General features: G+C 69.2%; 16 protein-coding genes. 6 read left to right on the top strand and 10 right to left on the bottom strand.

Annotated elements, in window-relative coordinates; translation table 11 throughout:
* Positions 1–49: 49 nt before the first annotated feature.
* The 4 genes from QOZ81_RS00680 to QOZ81_RS00665 are packed head-to-tail and all read left to right on the top strand — an operon-like array spanning position 50 to position 5,175.
* Positions 50–3,193 carry a DEAD/DEAH box helicase gene (locus tag QOZ81_RS00680; protein WP_291203133.1) on the top strand — a complete coding sequence of 1,048 codons (3,144 nt, stop codon included), beginning with the start codon at positions 50–52 and terminating at the stop codon, positions 3,191–3,193.
* Positions 3,190–4,158 carry an SWIM zinc finger family protein gene (locus tag QOZ81_RS00675; protein ID WP_291203136.1) on the top strand — a complete coding sequence of 323 codons (969 nt, stop codon included), beginning with the start codon at positions 3,190–3,192 and terminating at the stop codon, positions 4,156–4,158. The genes QOZ81_RS00680 and QOZ81_RS00675 overlap by 4 nt, the downstream gene beginning before the upstream one ends.
* A 25-nt stretch (positions 4,159–4,183) precedes the next feature.
* Positions 4,184–4,558 (top strand): RidA family protein, encoded by a 375-nt coding sequence (locus tag QOZ81_RS00670; protein WP_291203139.1) that lies wholly within the window; start codon positions 4,184–4,186, stop codon positions 4,556–4,558.
* Positions 4,559–4,578: 20 nt separating this feature from the next.
* Positions 4,579–5,175: an O-methyltransferase gene (locus QOZ81_RS00665; RefSeq protein ID WP_366082460.1), complete on the top strand. Its 597-nt coding sequence runs from the start codon at positions 4,579–4,581 to the stop codon at positions 5,173–5,175.
* An 18-nt stretch (positions 5,176–5,193) separates the two neighbouring features.
* Here QOZ81_RS00665 and QOZ81_RS00660 read toward each other — a convergent pair whose 3' ends face one another.
* The 5 genes from QOZ81_RS00660 to QOZ81_RS00640 form a co-directional block, all read right to left on the bottom strand.
* Entirely contained in the window at positions 5,194–5,916 is a 723-nt protein-coding gene (locus tag QOZ81_RS00660) for a LytR/AlgR family response regulator transcription factor (RefSeq protein ID WP_291203145.1), read from the bottom strand.
* Positions 5,913–7,013, bottom strand: a complete 1,101-nt coding sequence (locus QOZ81_RS00655; protein WP_291203148.1) for a sensor histidine kinase — start codon at positions 7,011–7,013, stop codon at positions 5,913–5,915. Before QOZ81_RS00655 ends, QOZ81_RS00660 begins: the two co-directional genes overlap by 4 nt.
* Positions 7,014–7,033: 20 nt before the next feature.
* On the bottom strand, positions 7,034–7,528 hold the full coding sequence (locus QOZ81_RS00650; protein WP_291203151.1) for a Spy/CpxP family protein refolding chaperone: 495 nt from the start codon (positions 7,526–7,528) through the stop codon (positions 7,034–7,036).
* 205 nt (positions 7,529–7,733) lie between these two features.
* The gene (locus QOZ81_RS00645) at positions 7,734–8,717 is read right to left on the bottom strand and encodes a PstS family phosphate ABC transporter substrate-binding protein (RefSeq protein WP_291203153.1); all 984 of its coding nucleotides are present in this window, start codon (positions 8,715–8,717) and stop codon (positions 7,734–7,736) included.
* Between the two features lie 144 nt (positions 8,718–8,861).
* Complete coding sequence (locus QOZ81_RS00640) at positions 8,862–9,335, bottom strand: hypothetical protein (RefSeq protein WP_291203156.1); 474 nt, start codon at positions 9,333–9,335, stop codon at positions 8,862–8,864.
* 72 nt (positions 9,336–9,407) lie between these two features.
* Here QOZ81_RS00640 and QOZ81_RS00635 point away from each other — a divergent pair, with 72 nt between their 5' ends.
* Complete coding sequence (locus QOZ81_RS00635; RefSeq protein ID WP_291203159.1) at positions 9,408–9,776, top strand: Hpt domain-containing protein; 369 nt, start codon at positions 9,408–9,410, stop codon at positions 9,774–9,776.
* Positions 9,777–9,778: 2 nt separating this feature from the next.
* Here QOZ81_RS00635 and QOZ81_RS00630 read toward each other — a convergent pair whose 3' ends face one another.
* The 5 genes from QOZ81_RS00630 to QOZ81_RS00610 all read right to left on the bottom strand — a co-directional run bounded on the left by QOZ81_RS00630 (position 9,779) and on the right by QOZ81_RS00610 (position 17,614).
* The gene (locus QOZ81_RS00630; protein ID WP_291203162.1) at positions 9,779–10,618 is read right to left on the bottom strand and encodes a transglycosylase SLT domain-containing protein; all 840 of its coding nucleotides are present in this window, start codon (positions 10,616–10,618) and stop codon (positions 9,779–9,781) included.
* A gap of 30 nt (positions 10,619–10,648) precedes the next feature.
* Positions 10,649–11,080: a hypothetical protein gene (locus QOZ81_RS00625; protein ID WP_291203166.1), complete on the bottom strand. Its 432-nt coding sequence runs from the start codon at positions 11,078–11,080 to the stop codon at positions 10,649–10,651.
* Between the two features lie 8 nt (positions 11,081–11,088).
* Positions 11,089–14,505: a methylmalonyl-CoA mutase family protein gene (locus QOZ81_RS00620; RefSeq protein WP_291203169.1), complete on the bottom strand. Its 3,417-nt coding sequence runs from the start codon at positions 14,503–14,505 to the stop codon at positions 11,089–11,091.
* Positions 14,506–14,571: 66 nt separating this feature from the next.
* A complete protein-coding gene (locus tag QOZ81_RS00615; RefSeq protein WP_291203172.1) occupies positions 14,572–16,086 on the bottom strand; it encodes a hypothetical protein in 1,515 nt (504 codons plus the stop codon).
* A gap of 10 nt (positions 16,087–16,096) precedes the next feature.
* On the bottom strand, positions 16,097–17,614 hold the full coding sequence (locus tag QOZ81_RS00610; RefSeq protein ID WP_291203175.1) for a tetratricopeptide repeat protein: 1,518 nt from the start codon (positions 17,612–17,614) through the stop codon (positions 16,097–16,099).
* 101 nt (positions 17,615–17,715) lie between these two features.
* Here QOZ81_RS00610 and QOZ81_RS00605 point away from each other — a divergent pair, with 101 nt between their 5' ends.
* The gene (locus tag QOZ81_RS00605) at positions 17,716–18,915 is read left to right on the top strand and encodes a S1C family serine protease (RefSeq protein ID WP_291203178.1); all 1,200 of its coding nucleotides are present in this window, start codon (positions 17,716–17,718) and stop codon (positions 18,913–18,915) included.
* Positions 18,916–18,924 lie beyond the last annotated feature (9 nt).

The following is an 18,924-nucleotide window of genomic DNA, read 5'->3' as shown; positions in this document are numbered from 1 at the left end:
GTCCATCCCCCCGCCTTGCATCCTACCGCCAAGCGGCGGCCGGCTTCCCATGCTGAATCCCTTCCTCCAGTACCGTCCCCAGGACCGGGGCTTCCTGCTCTGCATGCCCGAGGCCGTGGACGCGGCGGAGTGGGTGCGTGCGCTCCGCACCCTGCCGGGCGAGCTGCAGGGCCGGGAACGCCTGACCCCCGCCAAGGCGCAGATCTTCCTGCCGGACGGCTCCCTGGTGGAGATGCATGCCGTGCCCCTGCGCTGGCAGCGGGCCTACCCCTGGCTCTCCTCCCTGGCCCTGCGTCCGGGGAATGCCGGGCCTACCCTGCGCTACTGGGCCATGGCCCTGCGCCTGCTGCAGTCGCTGGTGGTGCGCGGCGCCATGCTGCCCCAGCTCGACACCCGCGGGAACCCCTGGAAGGCCCGCTGGGGCATCAGCCTCACCAGCCCCTCGGACCGCGCCGCCCTGCGCCAGCTGGCCGAGGCCATGCCCCCGGCGGCCGTGGCCTTCCCCGAGAACGACACCTGGGCCTTCACCAAGACCGTGGCCCTGGGCGAGCTGGACGCCTTCGACATCGAGGACGACCTGGCCATGCCCCCCGCCGCGGACGCCGTGCTGACGGCCTTCCTGGAGGATGGCGCCGACTTCATCATGCGCTTCGTGTCCGGCGGCCTGCGGGCCGGGGATGACCCGCGCCTGGGCCTCATCCACCGGCTGCGGGGCCACAAGCGGGACCGCCTGCCCTGGGACGAGCGCATCATGGTGGCCCTCTCCCACCAGCTGCCGGAGTTCCCCACCACGGGCATCACGGAACGCACCCTGGGCGAGCAGCTGGCCCAGTGGAGCGAGGGCGCCCGGCCCCAGTGGCTGCGGCCCAGCCTCCGCCTGGAGACCCCGGAGGTGCCCACGGCCCTCCAGGCCGTGCAGGACGCGGACCGGATGGCCGAGGAGGGCTGGATCCTCAAGGTGGGCCTGGAGACCGAGGCCGGCGCCGACATCGGCGTGGCCAAGCTCTGGGAACCCTCCACGGAGCCCGAGGTGCTGCAGGCCCGCCAGGTACTGCTGCGCGGCCTGGCCCGCGCCGTGCCGTTCTTCCCGGCCCTGGAGCGGGCTCTCTCGGGCCAGAAGCCCGAGGACCTGGTACTGCGGCCCACAGAAGCCTGGGGCTTCCTCACCCGCGGCGCCGCCCAGCTCAAAGAAGCCGGTTTCCTCGTCCACATCCCCGAGGGCCTCGCCGATTTCGGCGGTGCCAAGCGCCTGCGCGCCAAGGTGCGTCTGGGCGCCCGCAACGTGCTGGACTCCGCGCCCCTGGCTCAGGCGGGGCTGGAGGGCAGCGTCAGCGCCGACTGGTCCCTCATGCTGGGCGACGACGCCCTGAGCGTGGAGGACTTCGCCCAGATGGCGAGCCTCAAGCACCCCCTGGTGGCCTGGAAGGGCAAGTGGGTGGCCCTGGATCCCGAGACCCTCAAGCAGATCTCCACGGTCATCCAGGCCAGCCGCGGCGCCGGCTTCGAAAGCATGACCAAGGGCGAGGCCCTGGCCGCGGCCCTCACCGGTACGGCGCGCATCCCCGGCGTCAGCGAGGCCATCGAGGTGGAGGTGGCCGGCGACTTCGGTGCGGCCCTGGAGGACCTGAAGGTCCTGCCCGACAAGCCCATCGTCCAGCCCGCCAGCTTCCAGGGCCAGCTGCGCCCCTACCAGCTGCGCGGCCTCGCCTGGCTGGAGGGCCTGTCGCGCCTGGGCCTGGGCGGCATCCTCGCCGACGACATGGGCCTGGGCAAGACCATCCAGGTGCTGGCCCTGCTGCTGCACCGCCAGACCCACAGCCCGGAGTTCGGACCGGCCACCCTGCTGGTCTGCCCCACCTCACTGCTGGGCAACTGGGAGCGGGAGCTGGCCAAGTTCGCGCCCAGCCTGCCGGTCTTCGTGCACCACGGCAACAACCGCGACCGCCTGCCCAACACCTTCAAGGCCCATACCCTCGTGCTCACCACCTACGGCGTGGTGCGCCGCGAGGAGGACACTTTCGCCAGCCGCCCCTGGGGCATGGTGGTGGTGGACGAGGCCCAGGCCATCAAGAACGCGGGCTCGGCCCAGGCCAAGGCCATCCGCAAGCTGCACGGCGCCTTCCGCCTGGCGCTGACGGGCACGCCCATCGAGAACCGCCTCACGGAGCTGTGGGCCATCATGAGCGCGGGGCTGCCGGGCTACCTGGGCAGCGAGTCCCACTTCAAGGAGCGCTTCGCCACGCCCATCGAGAAGTACCGCGATCCCGACGCCGCCAACGAGCTGCGCCAGCGCATCGGGCCCTTCATCCTGCGCCGCCTCAAGAGCGACAAGGCCATCATCCAGGACCTGCCCGAGAAGCACGAGATGAAGGTCTTCACCACCCTGAGCCGCGAACAGGCCGAGCTCTACCAGTACCGCGTGGAGAAGATGGACGAGGAACTGGATGCCGCGTCTTCGGGCATCGAGCGCCGGGGCCGCATCCTGGCCCTGCTCACGCACCTCAAGCAGATCTGCAACCACCCCAGCCAGTTCCTCAAGGCGCAAGGACCTTATCGGGGCCGGAGCGGCAAGCTGGACCGCCTCACGGAGATGCTGGAGGAAGTGGTCGAGGCCGGCGAACGCGCCCTGGTCTTCACGCAGTTCAAGGAGATGGGCGACCGCCTGCAGATCCACCTGAACGACGCCCTCGGCTTTGAGCCGCCCTTCCTCCATGGCGGCACCAGCCGCGAAGGCCGCGACGAGCTGGTGCGCAGCTTCCAGGAGGATCCGGACTCTCCGCCGGTGCTGCTGCTGAGCCTCAAGGCCGGTGGCGTGGGCCTCAACCTCACGGCCGCCACCCATGTCTTCCACTTCGACCGCTGGTGGAACCCCGCCGTGGAGGACCAGGCCACGGACCGCACCTATCGCATCGGCCAGACCAAGAACGTGCAGGTGCACAAGCTGGTCACCATCGGCACGCTGGAGGAGAAGATCGACGCCCTGCTGGAATCCAAGCGGGATCTGGCGGATCGCGTGGTGGGCAGCGGCGAAGGCTGGCTCACGGAACTCGACGACGACGCCCTGCGCCGCCTGGTGGCCCTGGATCCTGATGCCGAGCTGCTGGATCCGGACGAGGGCAATGGGGATGAGCCCGCCGCGCCGAAGCCCGGCGCCAAGCTGGGCCGCCGCAAAGTGAAGGAGGTGGCCGAATGATCAGCCACGCCGACCGCTTCGGCGCCACCTGGTGGGGCCGCCTCTGGATCAACGGCCTCGAGAAGCTGGGGGACGACTACGAGAACCGCCTGCCCCGCGGCAAGAAGTACGCGGAGGACGGCCACGTGTCGCACTTCGGCGTGCAGCCCGGCGAGATCCAGGCCCGGGTCCACGGCCGCAAGACCTACAACGTGACCCTGGGCCTGCCGGCCCTCACCGCGGCCCAGTGGGAGAAGGCCCTCGACCGCATCGCCCTGGAGAGCCGCTTCGTGGCCTCGCTGCTGGCGGGCGAGATGCCCCAGGGCCTGGACGAGACCTTCCGCGAGGCGGGCGCCAGCCTCTATCCGCGCGTGCCCAAGGAGCTGCAGACCCACTGCGACTGCCCGGACTGGGCCAACCCCTGCAAGCACGTGGCGGCCGTCTGCTATGTCATGGCCGAGGCCCTGGACCGCGACCCCTGGCTGCTCTTCGACCTGCGCGGCAAGAGCCGCGACGAGGTGCTGCAGGCCCTGCAGTCGGCCCTGGATGCCGCCGCCGTGGCTGCGCCCAAGAAGCGGGGCCGCCCCCCCAAGAAGAAGCAGACCGTGGCGGACCTCCTGCGCCGCGAGCAGCCCGAGCCCGAGCCCTGGCGACGCCTCCCGGAGGAGGCCTACGACGCCATCCCCATGCCCCTGCCGGAGATCGCCATCCCCCGCGTGATCCCGCCGGATCCCTCGGTGTTCACCCAGCTGGGCCCTCTGCCCCATGCCCGCATCGAGACCAGCCTCTGCCTGGCGGCCCTCATGCACCGCACCGCCCAGTGGGTGCAGCAGCAGATCGAGGACGGCCCGCACCGCCTGGAGGATGGCGAAGGAGAAGGCGACCTGGAACAGCCGGCCTCGCCCTTCGACGCCCCCCCGCAGCCCCCCCCCAAGACCAGCCGCAACTGGCGCCACAAGAAGCGACGCTGGGGCAAGAAGGGCTGACACAATCGAGTCTCTGGAGTTCCCCATGCGCACCATCGCCACCCCGAACGCCCCCGCCGCCATCGGCCCCTACAGCCAGGCCCAGATCTCGGGCAACCACCTCTTCACCTCGGGCCAGATCCCCTTGGTGCCCGGGACCATGGAGATGGTCACCGGCCCCATCGAGGCCCAGGCCGAGCAGGTGCTGAAGAACCTCGCCGCCGTGCTGGCCGCCGCCGGCACCGGCTGGGACCGCGTGGTGAAGACCACCGTCTTCCTCACGGACATGGCCGACTTCGCCGCCTTCAACGCCGTCTACGAAAAGGCCCTGGGCGCCGCCAAGCCCGCCCGCAGCACCGTCCAGGTGGCCGCGTTGCCCAAGGGCGCCAAGGTCGAGATCGAGCTGATCGCGGAAGTGTAGTCGCGCGCCAGGGGGTAGGGATGACTTCGCCCTTGCAGGCCCTGCTGGCAGAGCTGGCGCAGTTCGGCGAGGAGAACGACCGCTCGGCGATCGCGCGCGCCGATCGCATGCTGAACATCACTCCGGACACGGGCGCCTTTCTCTCCATCCTCGTCCGATCCACCCAGGCCCGACGGATCCTGGAAATCGGGACCTCCAATGGCTATTCGACGCTCTGGCTCGCCGAGGCGGCTCTGGCAACCGGGGGCCATGTCTGGACCGTTGAGCATTCCGATGCGAAGGCGGATCTGGCGGCCCGCAACTTCCTCCGGGCAGGTCTTGGTCCTCACATCACGCAGGTCCGGCAGGATGCCGGGGTGATGCTTGCCGGCATGGGCGAGGCGTCCTTCGATCTCATCTTCCTCGATTCCGAACGGACCGAATACCCGGGGTGGTGGCCGGATCTCAACCGGGCGCTCCGCCCGGGCGGGCTGCTGGTCGTGGACAACGCCACTTCCCATTCCGAGGAGCTGGTGCCCTTCATCACCGCCGTCCAGGCCGACCCGGCCTACACCACGTGCCTGGTCCCCGTCGGAAAAGGGGAATTCCTGGCCACCCGTTCCCGCCTGCCCGATTGACTCGGCCTCCCATCCCGATCAGCCCAGCCCCAGCCTGGCCTTGAGTCCTGGTGCCGCTCCGCGGCTCACTTCCAGCTCAGCCCCGCCCGCCAGCCTGACGCGCAGGCGGCCTGAATCCCCCGCGCGCACGCCCACGATGGCCTCGGGGCGGAGAAGCAGGTGCCGGTGGCCGCGGACCACGCGGGTGCCCAGGGCAGCTTCCGCTTCCGCCAGGGTCTTCCAGGTGGTGCGCAGGCGCTCACCGGCGAAGGCCCACACGGCCTCGTCCTCGAAGACGAAGTGGGTGGTCCTGGCCAGGTCCACCAGCACCACACCCTCGCCCGCCTTCACGGGGAAACGGAAGGGCCCGGCTGGTCGTGCGGCGGCTTCGCGCCCGGTGGCCGCCTCGAGGCGCGCGCGCAGGCGCTGCAGGGTGGTGGCCAGGCGCTCCGCCGTCACCGGCTTCAGCAGGTAGTCCGTGACGGCCTGCTCGAAGGCCCGCACGGCATGTTCGGCATAGGCCGTGACGAAGACCACCGGGAAGGGGCGCGGCAGGTCCGCGACCACGTCGAGGCCGGTGAGCCCGGGCATCTGGATGTCCAGGAAGAGGGCGTCCACGGCCTCGCCGCGGGCCAGCCAGTCCAGCACGGCGGGGCCGTCCTCCAGCTCGGCCACCACCTCGCAGCCCGCTTCGCGCAGCAATCGCGTGAGGCGCTTCCGGTTGAAGGGCTCGTCCTCCGCCACGAGCACGCGCAGGCTCATGCCTTCACCACCAGGCGCAGCTCGGCCACGGTCCAGTCGCCGTCGCGCCGGAGCTGGAGCGCATCGGCGGGGGCCCCCAGCAGGTCCAGGCGTTCCCGCAGGTTGCGCAGTCCCAGGCCCCGCCCTTCCATCTCTGCCGGGGCCGGCCCCGTGTTCGCCACGCAGATGAAGAGCTGATCCTCCTCGCGGCGCACCTGCACCTTCAGCTCGCCGCCGCCCACGGCCAGGGCCACGCCATGCTTCAGGGCGTTCTCCACCAGGGGCTGGATCATGAGGGGCGGGATCTCGAGCGAATCCAGGGCCTCGGGCCAGTCCCAGCTTTCGCGCAGGCGGTGGCCCAGACGGAGGCGCTCCAGGGACAGGTGCAGCTCGACCAGCCGGCGCTCGTCGCGCAAGGGCGCCCGCAGGCGGGATCCGTGCTCCAGCAGGGCCCGCAGCAGGTCGGAGAGGTTCACCAGGGCGGCCTCCGCCGCGACGGGATCCTCCCGCACCAGCTCGGTCAATCCACTGATGGCGTTGAACAGCACGTGCGGGTTCATCTGGCCCTGGAGCACGCGGGCCTGGGCCTCGTCGGCGGCCCGGCGCGCCGCGGCCTCCTGGTGTTCGGCCCGCTCGCGATCCGCCAGGATCCAACCCAGCAGCAGACCGAAGGAGAGGTGCGCCACGCCCAGGATCCAGAGGCGCGGATGGAGGTGCATCCGCCTCGGGGCTTCCGGGCGGTCCAGGTTTCGGCGGGAGGCGCCCCGCTCCATGGCACCGGGACCCGGGCCACGGCCCGGCGGCGGGCTCCCCGCGGCGCCCAGGAGCAGCAGGACGCCCAGGGTGAGGGCCGCCATCCAGGGCAGGGCCTGGGCCGCGCCACGCGGGGCGCTGGCCATGGGGGCCTCGTCGCCGGTCCACTGCCAGGGCAGTGGCGCCAGCACGAGAAAGAGCGCCACCCAGAGCGGGGGCGTGAGCGCCTCGATGAGCCCGGGTTCGGGCAGGCCCATCAGGAGCCGAGTCCCATTCCACACCAGCCCGAACAGGAGCGCGGCGCCCCAGGTCCGGGGGCGCCGCGTCCGCTGCCAGGTGGCCTGGAATACCGCAGAAGCGCGCATGCTGCCTCAGGATAGCGACATCAGGACGGCTTCACGGGAGGCGCATCGGGGCCTTCGGGAGCCGGTCCCCCATGCCTCGGGCCGCTGAACCCTGGGCCACGCCCGCGTCCGCCCCGGGGGCCCATGCCCATGGGGGTCTTCTCGAACTTGGCCTTCTGCTCGGCCGTGAGCAGGGGCAGGATCTCCTGCCGCGCGGCCCGATGCTCCAGCAGCAGGTCGAACTGGGCGGCGGAGGCCTTGTCATGGAGGGTCTTCAGCGCCGCCGCGTCCATGGCCGCGTTCTGCATGGCCTCGAACAGAGCCTTGTGGGCGGCCCGGGCCGTCTCTCCCTTGGCCTTGAAGGCGGCCTGGTGCTTGTCGTGGATGGCCTTCACCTGGGTCTGCTGGGTTTCGCTGAGGTTCAGGCCCCGCAGTCCACGGCCATGGCCGGGGCCGAAGCCCTGGGCGGAGAGCGCCGTGCCGATGGCGAGCAGGGCCAAGGCGAGGGCGGCGAATCGGAGGGGGTGGATGGTCATGGGGATCTCCTGGTGGCTGGGGCGGATCATCCGTCCACACCAGGAGATGCGATCCAGGCCTCCCTGGTGGGGCCCCTTCCCCCGGTGGCAGTTCCGGGGGCTCGAATGACAGGGATCGGGGGTCGAACGGGGCCGGATCTTTTCCGGGACAGGCCCAAAAAGGGTGCGGGAAACCCGCGCCCTTTCCGTTCGACGGCCTGGGACCTCAGTTGGCGCGCAGGCGCTTCCGGTTCAACTGCGCGATGTCGGGTGGCAAGGGGAAGAGGGAGGCCAGGGCCACGGCGTTCTGCCCCTGCCGCGAGAGTACGAAGGACAGGAACTCCGCCACGGCCGGGGAGAGCTGGGCGCCCGGGGCGCGGTTCACGTAGAAGTAGTACGTGCGGGACAGGGGGTACTTGCCGGACACCACATTCTCCTGGGTGGGCGGCACGGGTTCCTTGACCTGGAGGGGCGCCACCGCCAGGGTCTTGTTGCGGGACAGCCAGTTGGACAGGGTGCCGATGCCGAGGCCCGAGGCGTCCGTCATCACCGCTTCCGCGATGCTGGGCCAGTCCACCGCGTCCTTGACCGTGGGCTTGTACTTGCCCTTCAAGAGCACGAGATCCTGGATGGTCGTCCGCGAGGCCGTGCCCTCGGCGCGCATGTAGGCGTGGATGGGCCGCCTGGCGTAGTCCGATCCCCGGACGCCCAGGTCGCCCCAGGTTTCCACGGTGGAATCGGACTTGTAGCCGCCGTTGCGGGTGGTGGAATAGGCCGCATCCAGCTGGTCCATGCCGATGTCCTTTATGGGATTGCCCGCGTTGACGAAGACGATGAACGCGTCGTAGCAGGCCACCACCTTGGTGGGGGCGTAGCCGAACTTCTTCTCGAAGGCCTTGTGCTCGTCCAGGGTGAGTTCCCGGGCCATGTGGATCATGGGAGAGGCATTCTCCATGAAGGCCTTTACGGCCGCCGTGGAGAGGCCGTGGTTGACCTTGAACTGGGCCCCGGGCTGCAGGGCCTTGAACCCGGCCCTCCACTCTTCCCAGACATCCGTAAGGGAATCGGCACCGATGCTCTCCACCGTGGTCGTGATGGCCTGGGTGGGCACATAGGGTGCCAGGCCCGGATCCACCTTCGGCGCGGATTGGGGTACCCCCTGGCTGAACAGCAGGGAACCGGCCACCAAGGCGAAAAGGAAAGAGCGCATGGGATCTCCTGATGATTCGCGAGACACACTCCGGGGCCGGGCAGGTCCCTGGGGCCAGGCCAATGACGAACGCCTCCCAGTTTAATGGGTATCGGCATATTTTGAATTTTATTTACCAGGCGGATTCAATTTCAATATCGAAAATTAACCTTCCTCGGTTTCGCCGATGTCTTCCTCGACGGCTTCCCAGCGGTGATGAGCCTGGAAGGCGGGATCCTTCAGGTGTGCGAGGAAGTCCGTCATGCGCGGGCCCCAGGAGGAGGTCGCCACGCAGCCCTCTGGGGCGTGGGGCAGCAGGTCCGCCGGGGCCTCCTCCAGACAGAGCTGCGTGAGGGTCAAGGCCTGGCGGTAGCTCTCCCCCACGGGTGTCAGGTTGGCGGACAGGGTCTCCAGGAGCTCGGCCAAGGGCGAGTCTTCCGGCAGGGCCTCAGCCTCGGCCTCCAGCAGCTCGACGGTCTTCAGCCGGGCCGTGATCAGCTTGAGGTGCAGGCGCTCCAGCTCCCGGCGGGCGGCTCCCCGGGCCAGGGCATGGGCCGCGTCCTCCAGGTGGGGGTGCAGCTTGCGGAACAGCAGGGAGAGGGCCGTTTCGGCCGGGGTCATGGCAGTCAGGTCATCCATCCCTCCAGCCTACCGCCATCCCCCTTGGACGAACGGGGCCACCTGCCTCAGCATGGGACCTGGGAGTTCTCCATGAGCGCGTCGGACCTGCTGGACATGACCACCATCCAGAACCTGGTGGAACTGGACGACGGCGGCCATGGCCTGCTCTCCGAAATGGTCGCCATCTTCCGGGAGGACACGCCCCGCCGCATCCAGGACATCCTCACGGCCATCGCCGAGGGGAATGCCGAGGAACTGTCCCGTGCGGGCCATGCCCTGAAGGGCGGCTCCGGCGCCCTGGGCGCCAACGCCCTGCGCACCCTGGCGGCCGAGCTGGAGGCCCTGGGCCGGGAGGGCTCCAGCAGCGCGGGCCCGGACCTGCCTGGACGGCTGGAGGGCACTTTCCTGGCTTCCCTTGCGGCCCTGGAGGCCATTGTCGAGGGCCTGAAGAAGAAGTAGCGTCAGGGCGCGCCGAAGGGCTTCACGCCCGCCGTGCCCTTGGGCGGCGGCTGGTCGCTGATCTGGATGCGGCCGTTGGCGTCCGTCCACTGGTAGATGCGGGTGGCGGCGCGCTGCTGCGCCGTGGGCTCGGGGACGGTCTTCTCCTCCTCCACCTTGAAGCCGCCCCGGCCCTTCTGCAGCAGGGTCATGCTCCCCGCCAGCTTGGGATCCGGCTGTACGGCCTTGCGGTGGTAGAGGTCCAGCACCTTGGGCACGTAGGCCCGGGTCTCGCGGAAGGGGGGGATGCCCTTGTGCTTGTTCACGGCACCCTCGCCGGCGTTGTAGGCAGCCACCACCCGGATGAGGTCGCCGGAATAGTAGTCGTGGAGCCACTTCAGGTATTTCACGCCGCCCTGGATGTTCTGGCGGGGATCGAAGGGATCCAGCACCCCGAAGCGCTCGGCCGTGGAGGGCATCAGCTGCATGAGGCCCAGGGCCCCGACCCGGGAGCGGGCCTTGTAGTTGAAGGCGCTCTCCGCCTGGATGATGGCCCGGGCCAGGTGCGTGTCCACGCCCTCGCGCTGGGCGATCTCGTCCACCAGGGCGATGAGCTCGGGGCTCTTGAGGGCCCTGGCCATCTCCGCGGGCGTCACCGCGAGGCGCACCTTGCCCACGCCCACGTGCTTCAGCACCAGCCCCTGTCCCTTCATGTAGGCGGGTGGCAGGTTGTTGATCACCAGGCGGCCCTGCGGGTCGTAGTAGGTGTAGAGGTAGGTGACGCCAGGCTTCACCGGCACCCGTGGCGTCCCGGCAGCGAGGGTCAGGGCGAAGAGGGGAAGGACCAGGACGGAGCGAAGCATGGAGCTTCCATGATAAGGCCTGAGGACCGATCACCCCAGGAAGGCCGCCAGGGCATCCTCGCTGAAGGAGCCTTCGTCGTGACGCGCCAGCACGTCGCCCTCGCGTGTCACTCGAAGCAGCTTGGCAAAAACATCGACCTGCCAACCGAATACCTTCTTTAAGGCCTCCCCGCCCCGATGGACCTGCACCACCTGATCCCAGGCACCGCTCGGGACATGCGCCCGCATGGCCTCTGCCACACCAGCCATCGATTCGGGTGCCGTGTCCCTCTCAGCGGTCGGAAGGCTGAGGAAGGCGATGCCGCGCCCCGCAAGCGCAGCCTTCCAGGCGCCCACATCATGCCGAGCGCCATGAGTGAAGCCGATCACCAGGACGACGCCCGCCGCCGGCAGATCCCTCGGAAAGCAGAGGGCGCGGCCCGAGAGGGTGGTGCCTTCGAGGGATGGGAGCTGATCAGGCAAGGGCCACCTTACATGTTCCGTCGGTACTGCCCGCCCACTTCGTAGAGGGCCTGGCTGATCTGGCCGAGGCTGCAGATCTTGGCGGTGTCCAGCAGGGCCTCGAAGAGGTTGCCGCCGCTGCGGGCGACCTCTTTGAGGGCGGCCAGGGCCGCCGGGGCCCGCCCAGCGTTGCGGCGGTGGAAGGCCTCCAGGTTGCGGATCTGCTGGGCCTTCTCATCCTCGCTGCTGCGGATGAGCTCGATGGCGCCCATCTCGGCCGGCGCCGGATTCAGGAAGGTGTTCACGCCCACGATGGGCAGCTCCCCGCTGTGCTTGAGGTGCTCGTACTGCATGGACTCTTCCTGGATCTTGCCCCGCTGGTACATGGTCTCCATGGCGCCCAGCACGCCCCCGCGGTCGGCGATGCGCCGGAACTCGGCGAGGACCGCCTCCTCCACCAGCTCCGTGAGCTGCTCGATGATGAAGGCGCCCTGCAGGGGGTTCTCGTTCTTCGCGCCGCCCAGCTCGCGGTTGATGATGAGCTGGATGGCGATGGCCCGGCGGACGCTCTCCTCCGTGGGCGTGGTGATGGCCTCGTCATAGGCATTCGTGTGGAGGCTATTGCAGTTGTCGTAGATGGCGTACAACGCTTGCAGCGTCGTACGTATGTCATTGAAATCGATCTCCTGGGCGTGCAGCGACCGGCCCGAAGTCTGGATGTGGTACTTCAGCTTCTGGCTGCGGTCATTGGCCCCGTACTTCTCCCGCATGGCCAGGGACCAGATGCGCCGGGCCACGCGGCCGATGACGCTGTACTCGGCGTCCAGGCCGTTGCTGAAGAAGAAGGACAGGTTCGGCGCGAAGTCGTCGATGTCCATGCCCCGCGAGAGGTAGTACTCCACGAAGGTGAAGCCGTTGGCCAGGGTGAAGGCCAGCTGGGAGATGGGGTTCGCGCCGGCCTCGGCGATGTGGTACCCGCTGATGCTCACGGAGTAGAAGTTGCGCACCTTCTCCTCGATGAAACGCTCCTGGATGTCGCCCATCACCTTGAGGCTGAACTCCGCGCTGAAGATGCAGGTGTTCTGGGCCTGGTCCTCCTTGAGGATGTCGGCCTGCACCGTGCCCCGCACGGACTGCAGGGCCTCGGCCCGCAGCCTGGCGTAGACCTCTGGCGGCAGGAGCTCGTCCGAAGTCACGCCCAGCAGGGCGAGCCCTAGCCCATCGTTGCCCTCGGGGAGCCCGCCCTCGTACCGGGGGCGGGCCATGCCCTTCGACGCGTACAGGGTATCGACCTTCGCCTGGGCGGCTTCCATCTGGCCATGCTCCTTCAGCCACTGCTCGGCCCGCTGGTCGATGGCAGCATTGAGGAAGAAGGCCAGCATCGTGGGCGCGGGGCCGTTGATGGTCATGCTCACGCTGGTGGTGGGGCAGAGCAGGTCGAAGCCGGAGTAGAGCTTCTTCGCGTCGTCCACGGTGCAGATCGAGACGCCGCTGTTGCCCACCTTGCCGTAGATGTCGGGGCGCACGTGGGGGTCCTCGCCATAGAGGGTCACGCTGTCGAAGGCCGTGCTCAGGCGCACGGCGGGCTGGCCCTTGCTCACATAGTGGAAGCGCTTGTTGGTCCGCTCCGGCGTGCCCTCACCCGCGAACATGCGGGTGGGGTCCTCGCCGGCCCGCTTGTACTCGAAGGAGCCGGCTGTGAAGGGGAAGCGGCCCGGCAGGTTCTCCAGCAGCTGCCAGCGGAGGATGTCGCCCCAGCCCGAGTAGGCGGGCAGCGCCACCTTGGGCACCAGCGTGCCGCTGAGGGACTGCGTGTAGTTGGCGGTGCGGATCTCGCGCCCCCGCACGACATAGACGTTCTCGGGATCGGTGTAGTTCTTCCGCAGGCCGGCCCAGTCGTGCAGCAGGCGGCGGCTCTCGCCGTGCAACTCGCCCAGGTGCTCCTGGTAGCGCTGGCGGAGCAGGAGGACGGCGGCGCCCTGCTCGCCTTCGACGGCCTCCACGAGGTGGGCGGCGTCGTAGAAGGCGGCGGCGGGGGGCACCCGATCCCCCAGGGTCCGCAGGCTCACCCACAGGGAGTGGGCCACTTCGGCGGTCTCCGCCTGGCGCCGGGCCCAGGCCTTGTAGGCCTGCACGGCATCGGCGATCTCCGCCAGGTAGCGCACCCGCTCGGGCGGGATGATGGCGGCCCGCCGGGGGCTGCCGGCCTCGGCCTGCAGCCGGGGTTCCCAGCCGACACCGGTCTTGAGGGCCAGGGCCCGGACCAGGTTCACGTAGAGCCAGTTGGTGGCGGGGTCGTTGAACTGGGAGGCGCAGGTGGCATAGACCGGCATCTCCTCGGGCGCCTGGCTGAAGCGCTTGTGGGCCCGCTGGTACTGCTTGCGCACGTCCCGCAGGGCATCCTCGGCGCCCCGCTTGTCGGCCTTGTTCAGCACGACGATGTCGGCGAAATCCAGCATGTCGATCTTCTCGAGCTGACTGGCGGCGCCGTATTCCGGCGTCATCACGTACATGGCCAGGTCTGCCATGTCCGCGATCTCGCTGTCGCTCTGGCCGATGCCCGCGGTCTCCACGATCACCAGGTCGAAGCCCTCGGCCTTGGCGGCGGCGATGCTGGCCAGCAGGGCCTCGCTGGTGGCCCGGTGGGCGGCGCTGCGGGTGGCCAGGCTACGCATGAAGACGCGGTCGCGGAGTTCCGGATGGTAGAGCGCATTCATGCGAATGCGGTCGCCCAGCAAGGCGCCGCCCGTTTTTCGCTTGGTGGGATCGACGCTCAGAACCGCGACGCGGTTTTCGGGGAAATCGACCAGGAAGCGGCGCAGCAGCTCGTCGACCAGGGATGATTTCCCGGCACCTCCCGTACCGGTGATGCCGAGGACGGGGATCTTCCTGGCCTGCTTTTCGGCCGTGCCAACGGCGCCGAGCTCAATCTCGGTGATCTTCCGGGCCAAGGGCAGCGCCGCGGGCTTTTCGCGAGGATCGAAATCGCAGCGTTCGACCATGTCGTCGATCATGCCCTGCAGGCCCATCTGGCGGCCGTCCTCGGGGCTGTAGATCCGGGCGACGCCGTAGGCCTCCAGCTCGCGGATCTCGTCGGGGACGATGACCCCGCCCCCGCCGCCGAAGACCTGGATGTGGCCGGCCCCGCGCTCCCGCAGCAGCTCCACCATGTACTTGAAGAACTCGACGTGCCCCCCCTGGTAGCTGGAGACGGCGATGCCCTGGGCGTCCTCCTGGATGGCGGTATCCACGATGTCCTGGACGGAGCGGTTGTGGCCCAGGTGGATGACCTCGCAGCCCGTGGCCTGGAGGATCCGCCGCATGATGTTGATGCTGGCATCGTGGCCATCGAAGAGGCTGGCGGCGGTGATGAACCGCACCTTGTGCACGGGGCTGTACCCCTCGGGCGCGTGGGTGGCGGTCTCGGTGGCGGTGAGCGTGGACATGGAACCCCCATGAAGGGCCAGTCTACCGGGGCTTCCCATGCATCCGAAGGGGTGGTTTACCCGGGGTCAGTTCTCCTCCAGTAGGCCGATGGGGAACCGCTCGTCCATGAGCGCCTGCCGCTCCTGAAGGTGCTGCATGAGGGCCTTCCATTTCGGCAGGCCACGGAGGGGTTCCAGCATCGGGCTCCGCTCGTACCAGGTGGTGCACCCGAACCCGCGGGCGAAGGCCCGGCCAGCCATCTCCATGGCGCTGGCGCGGTCGCCCATGAGGGCATAGGCCTCGGCCAACCGGATGGTGAACTCCCCGTCCGGCTCCCGCATGCCGATGCGCTCCTGGTCGTACTCGCGGAGCTTCTTCCACGCCTCGTCCTTCCGCCCCTCGAGGATCAGCCCGTAGATCTCGCTTAGGCGCATGATGTTCGGATACCCGTTGGCCAGCTCGGCGGCGGAGCGGAACTCACGCTGGGCCAGGGCGTGGTCCCCCCGGGTCAGGGCCAGGTAGCCCCGGTAGAAGGGCAGTACGCCCGAGGTGCTCCGAAGGTGCCCCGGCTGCTCCTGGAGGCTGGCCTCGAAGCGCGGGATCTCTCCCGTGTAGAGGCAGGTGATGTCCACGGCCTGTGGCTGCAGCTGGGCGAAGGCCAGGCTGTCGCGCAGATCCATGGCCCTCCGCGCCAGGGGCAGCAGTCCCGCCCCGCGCGCTGCATAGGTGATTCCGGTCAGGAGGGTCGGATTGTGCGGCTGCTTCCGCCGGGCCCGCAGCAGCAGGTCCAGGGCCTCCTGCTGGTTGCCGCTGTCCGCCTTCAGCAGGGAGAGCAGGAAGGTCCCACGGGGATGGTCCGGTGCCAGGGCCAGTCCCCGCTGGAGATAAGCTTCCGTATCGGCCTGCTCCTGCCGGAAGGCCGCGGGGCTGTTGAGCAGCGCGCGGTAGCGCAGGTTTCCGAGTAGGATCCATGCGCTGGCGCAGGTGGGCTCCTGGCGGGTGGCCCGCTCCGCGAGCTTCATCGCCTCCTCCAGGTGCTGGTTCTGCAGGCGCCAGGCTCCGGACTTCACCAGATCCCAGAACACCGGGACCTTCTTGGGGATGAGATCCACGGCGGCGGGGTGAACCTTCCGCGGAAAGGTCTTGAGGAAGGCCTCGAAGGCCTGGGCCGGCGGCCTGGGCTCCGCCTTGCGGGACGCCCAGGCCACCGCCTGGCCCCGGACCAGCTGCCTGCCCCAGACATAGCGGTAGGAGAGGTCCAGGTCCTCCCCCACGCGGCGGGTCTCTGACTGGATCAGCAGGGTCTGGGATTGTCCGCAGAAGGGACCGAGGTCCGCCGGGAGCTCCGTCACGCTGGTGATCGCAAAGCGGCCATGGTGCTCCAGGTGATCCTGGATCAGCGCCGCCACGGCCCGGCTCTGCGCGGCCTCCAGGCCGGAGCTCTCCGAGGCTGCGGGGGTGATGAGCACGACCCTCAGGGGGGAGCGGACCCCCTGCAGGGCCAACAGCCAGGCCAGCCCGCTCCCAGCCACCAGAAGCAGCGCGAAGGCGATGCCCAGCAGGAGGTTGGAGCGAGGGGATCGGGAGGTCAGCTTTGCCATCATCCCCAGCTTAGATCCCAAACTGGGCCGGAGAGAAGTGCGCTTGCAGGAGCCGCTGCCGTTCCTCCAGGTGCTGGATCAGCGCGTTCCACCGGGCCGTGCCCCGGATGGGGGCCAGGAAGGGACTCTCCTGGTACCAACGGGTGCAGCCGAAGCCCTGGCTGAAGGCCCGGTCGGCATGCACCATGGCTCCGTGCAGGTCCCCCGTCAGGGCACAGGCCTCGGCCATCTTGAAGGTGAATTCCCCATCCGGCACCCGGAGCCCCACCCGGGCCTCCTCGAGGCGGCGCAGCCGCTCGGCGGCCAGGCTCGCCCGCCCTTCGGCCACGGCTTCATAGATGCTGGCCAGCTGGTGGAACTGGGCGAACCCTTCCGGCAGGGCCTGGGCCTGGGCGAACCAGTACCGGGCCAGCGTCCGGTCGCCCCGCATCAGAGCCACGTAGCCCCGGTAGAAGCGGACCACGGCGTTGCGCGGATCCCCCGGGTGTTCGTTGAGTCCACCCTCGAAGCGCTCCAGGTCACCGCTGTAGAGGTAGGCGTTCTCGGTGGCGTTTGGTTCGAGATCCGCGAAGACCAGCTGGTCCCGCCGGGCCAGGGCCTTCTCGGCCAGGCCCAGCAGGCCCGCGCAGCGCGCCGCATAGGCCAGCCCCGTGTAGAGGGTGGGATCCAGGGGATGGGACCGGAGGCTCTGCTGGAGCACGTAGAGGGCCTCGCGCTGGTCCCCCGCGTCGATCTTCAGCTGGGCAAGCAGGTACCCGCAGTGGGGATGGCTGGGGGACAGGTCGAGGGCCGTGCGGAAGTAGCGCTCAGCCTCGGCCTGCCCCTGCGGGTGGCCCTGGGGATCGATCAGAAGCTGGCGGTAGAGCAGGTCCCCCCGGGTCATCCAGGCCGTGGCGCAGTGGGGCTCCGAATCCGTGACCCGCTTCGCCAGTTCCATGGCCGCCCCCAGGCGGGCGTTCTGCCGGTGCCAGGCCATGGCCTGCAGAAGGGACCAGAAGGTCTCCGGCTCACCGGGGATCAGGCCCCCCCCGCCGGCTTCCCGTGCCAAGCGGAAGGGGAGTTCCTCCCGCAGCGCCGCGAAGGCCTCACGGGGCGACCGGGCGGAGATCTCCAGGACCCGCCAGGCTGAGCCGCCGCGGGACCGCAGGGCATCCACCCGGGCCGCCCGGAGGGTCAGGGCCAGTTGGAGGCCTTCGCGTCGCGGCCTCAATTCCAGCACCAGGGCCGCATCCGGAAGACGCTTCAGGTGCTCCGGCCCGGGCGCGTAGGACAGATGCGTGAGGGACACTGGCGCCAGCGTCTCCAGGTCGTATTCCACCAGATCCCGGAAGGCGGAGCGGAAGTCGGGGTCGAGGCCGTCCTGGTCGGCGCCTTCAGAGCGGATGAGCAGGACCTGCACCGACCGGCCGAAGCCCCTGCGATGCAGCATCCAGGCGGTACCGATCCCCGACAGCAGCAGGACCGCCAACGGAAGGAGGACGGCCAGGGAGGGTCGGCGCGGCGGGGACGGATCGGGAGGGCCGGCCATGGAGGGTTCCGGAAAGGGGATTCTCCAAGGTACCTCAGATCCGGGGGAGCGTGGAGGAGGCGCCGCCGTCCCGAGACCCCATAATCGTCCCGGGAGCCCCCATGATCCGCGTCGCTCTGCTCACCCTGCTGGTCCCGATCCTGACCGCCCAGACCCGGCCCAGGGTCGCGCCCCCGACGGAGGACACCACCATCCAGCGGTTCCGGGCCCACGCCAAGCCCCGCCCGGTCGCTCCCCGCGCGCCCTTGAACTCAGAGGAAAGGAACACCATCCGGCGATTCAAGGAGGCCAAACCGAGCGTGGTCTACATCTCGGCCTTTCTCCCCAACCCCGATCCCAAAGGACCACCCAAGATCCCCACGGGCAGCGGCACGGGCTTCATCTGGGATGAATGGGGACACATTGTCACCAACCGCCACGTGATCAGCGCCGAAGTCGACGGGAAGCTCTTCGCGGACGTGACGGAAGTCGAGATCACCTTGGCCAATGGCAAGGCCTACAAGGGGCGGGTCATCGGCAAGAGCTTTGCCTATGACATCGCGGTCATCCAGGCCTTCGCGCCCCTTGAAGCCATGCGCCCCATCCCCCTCGGCCAGCGGTCCAACCTGCAGGTGGGCCAGACCGTCCTGGCCATCGGCAATCCCTTCGGCCTCGACCACTCCCTGACCAAGGGGGTCATCTCCGCCCTGGGCCGGGAGATCTCGACGGGCTACAACACCCGGACCACCAACTCCATCCAGACCGACGCCGCCATCAATCCGGGCAATTCCGGCGGCCCCCTCCTGGACACAAGTGGGCGGCTCATCGGCATGAACACCGCCATCGTCGCCACCCGGTCCGAGGGCTCCGTGGGTGTCGGCTTCGCCCTCCCCGTCGACACCCTGAACAACATCGTTCCAAGGCTCATCGCCAAGGGGCAGATTGAGACCGTTCACATGGGCTTCACCACCTTGACGCCCTTCGATGCCGATCAGGTCTTTGGCATCAAGCGGGGTCTGGTGGTATCGGGGGTGGACGCGGACACCTCCGCAGCCAGGGCGGGTCTCAGGCCCCTCAAGCTCGACAAGGACGGCCAGCTCATCGCCATGGGGGACATCCTGCTGGCATTCCAGGGTGAGCCCCTCACCAGCGCGGGCCAGTTCAAGGCCTTCCTGGAATACCTGGCCATGGTCGAGGCTGAGCCGCCCCCGGAGGAGGTCGTCTTTGACGTCCTGCGTGAGGGGCAGGTCATCAAGGTGGTGCTGGACCTGCGGAAACCGGTCGCTGGCCGCCCCGTGAAGCCGCCGCCCGACAGCCTCTGAGTCGTCAAC

It is taken from the genome of Geothrix sp., assembly GCF_030219325.1.
Taxonomy (GTDB): domain Bacteria; phylum Acidobacteriota; class Holophagae; order Holophagales; family Holophagaceae; genus Geothrix.
The sequence above is the reverse complement of the archived record's forward strand: the minus strand, read 5'-3'. Positions and strand labels throughout refer to the sequence as shown.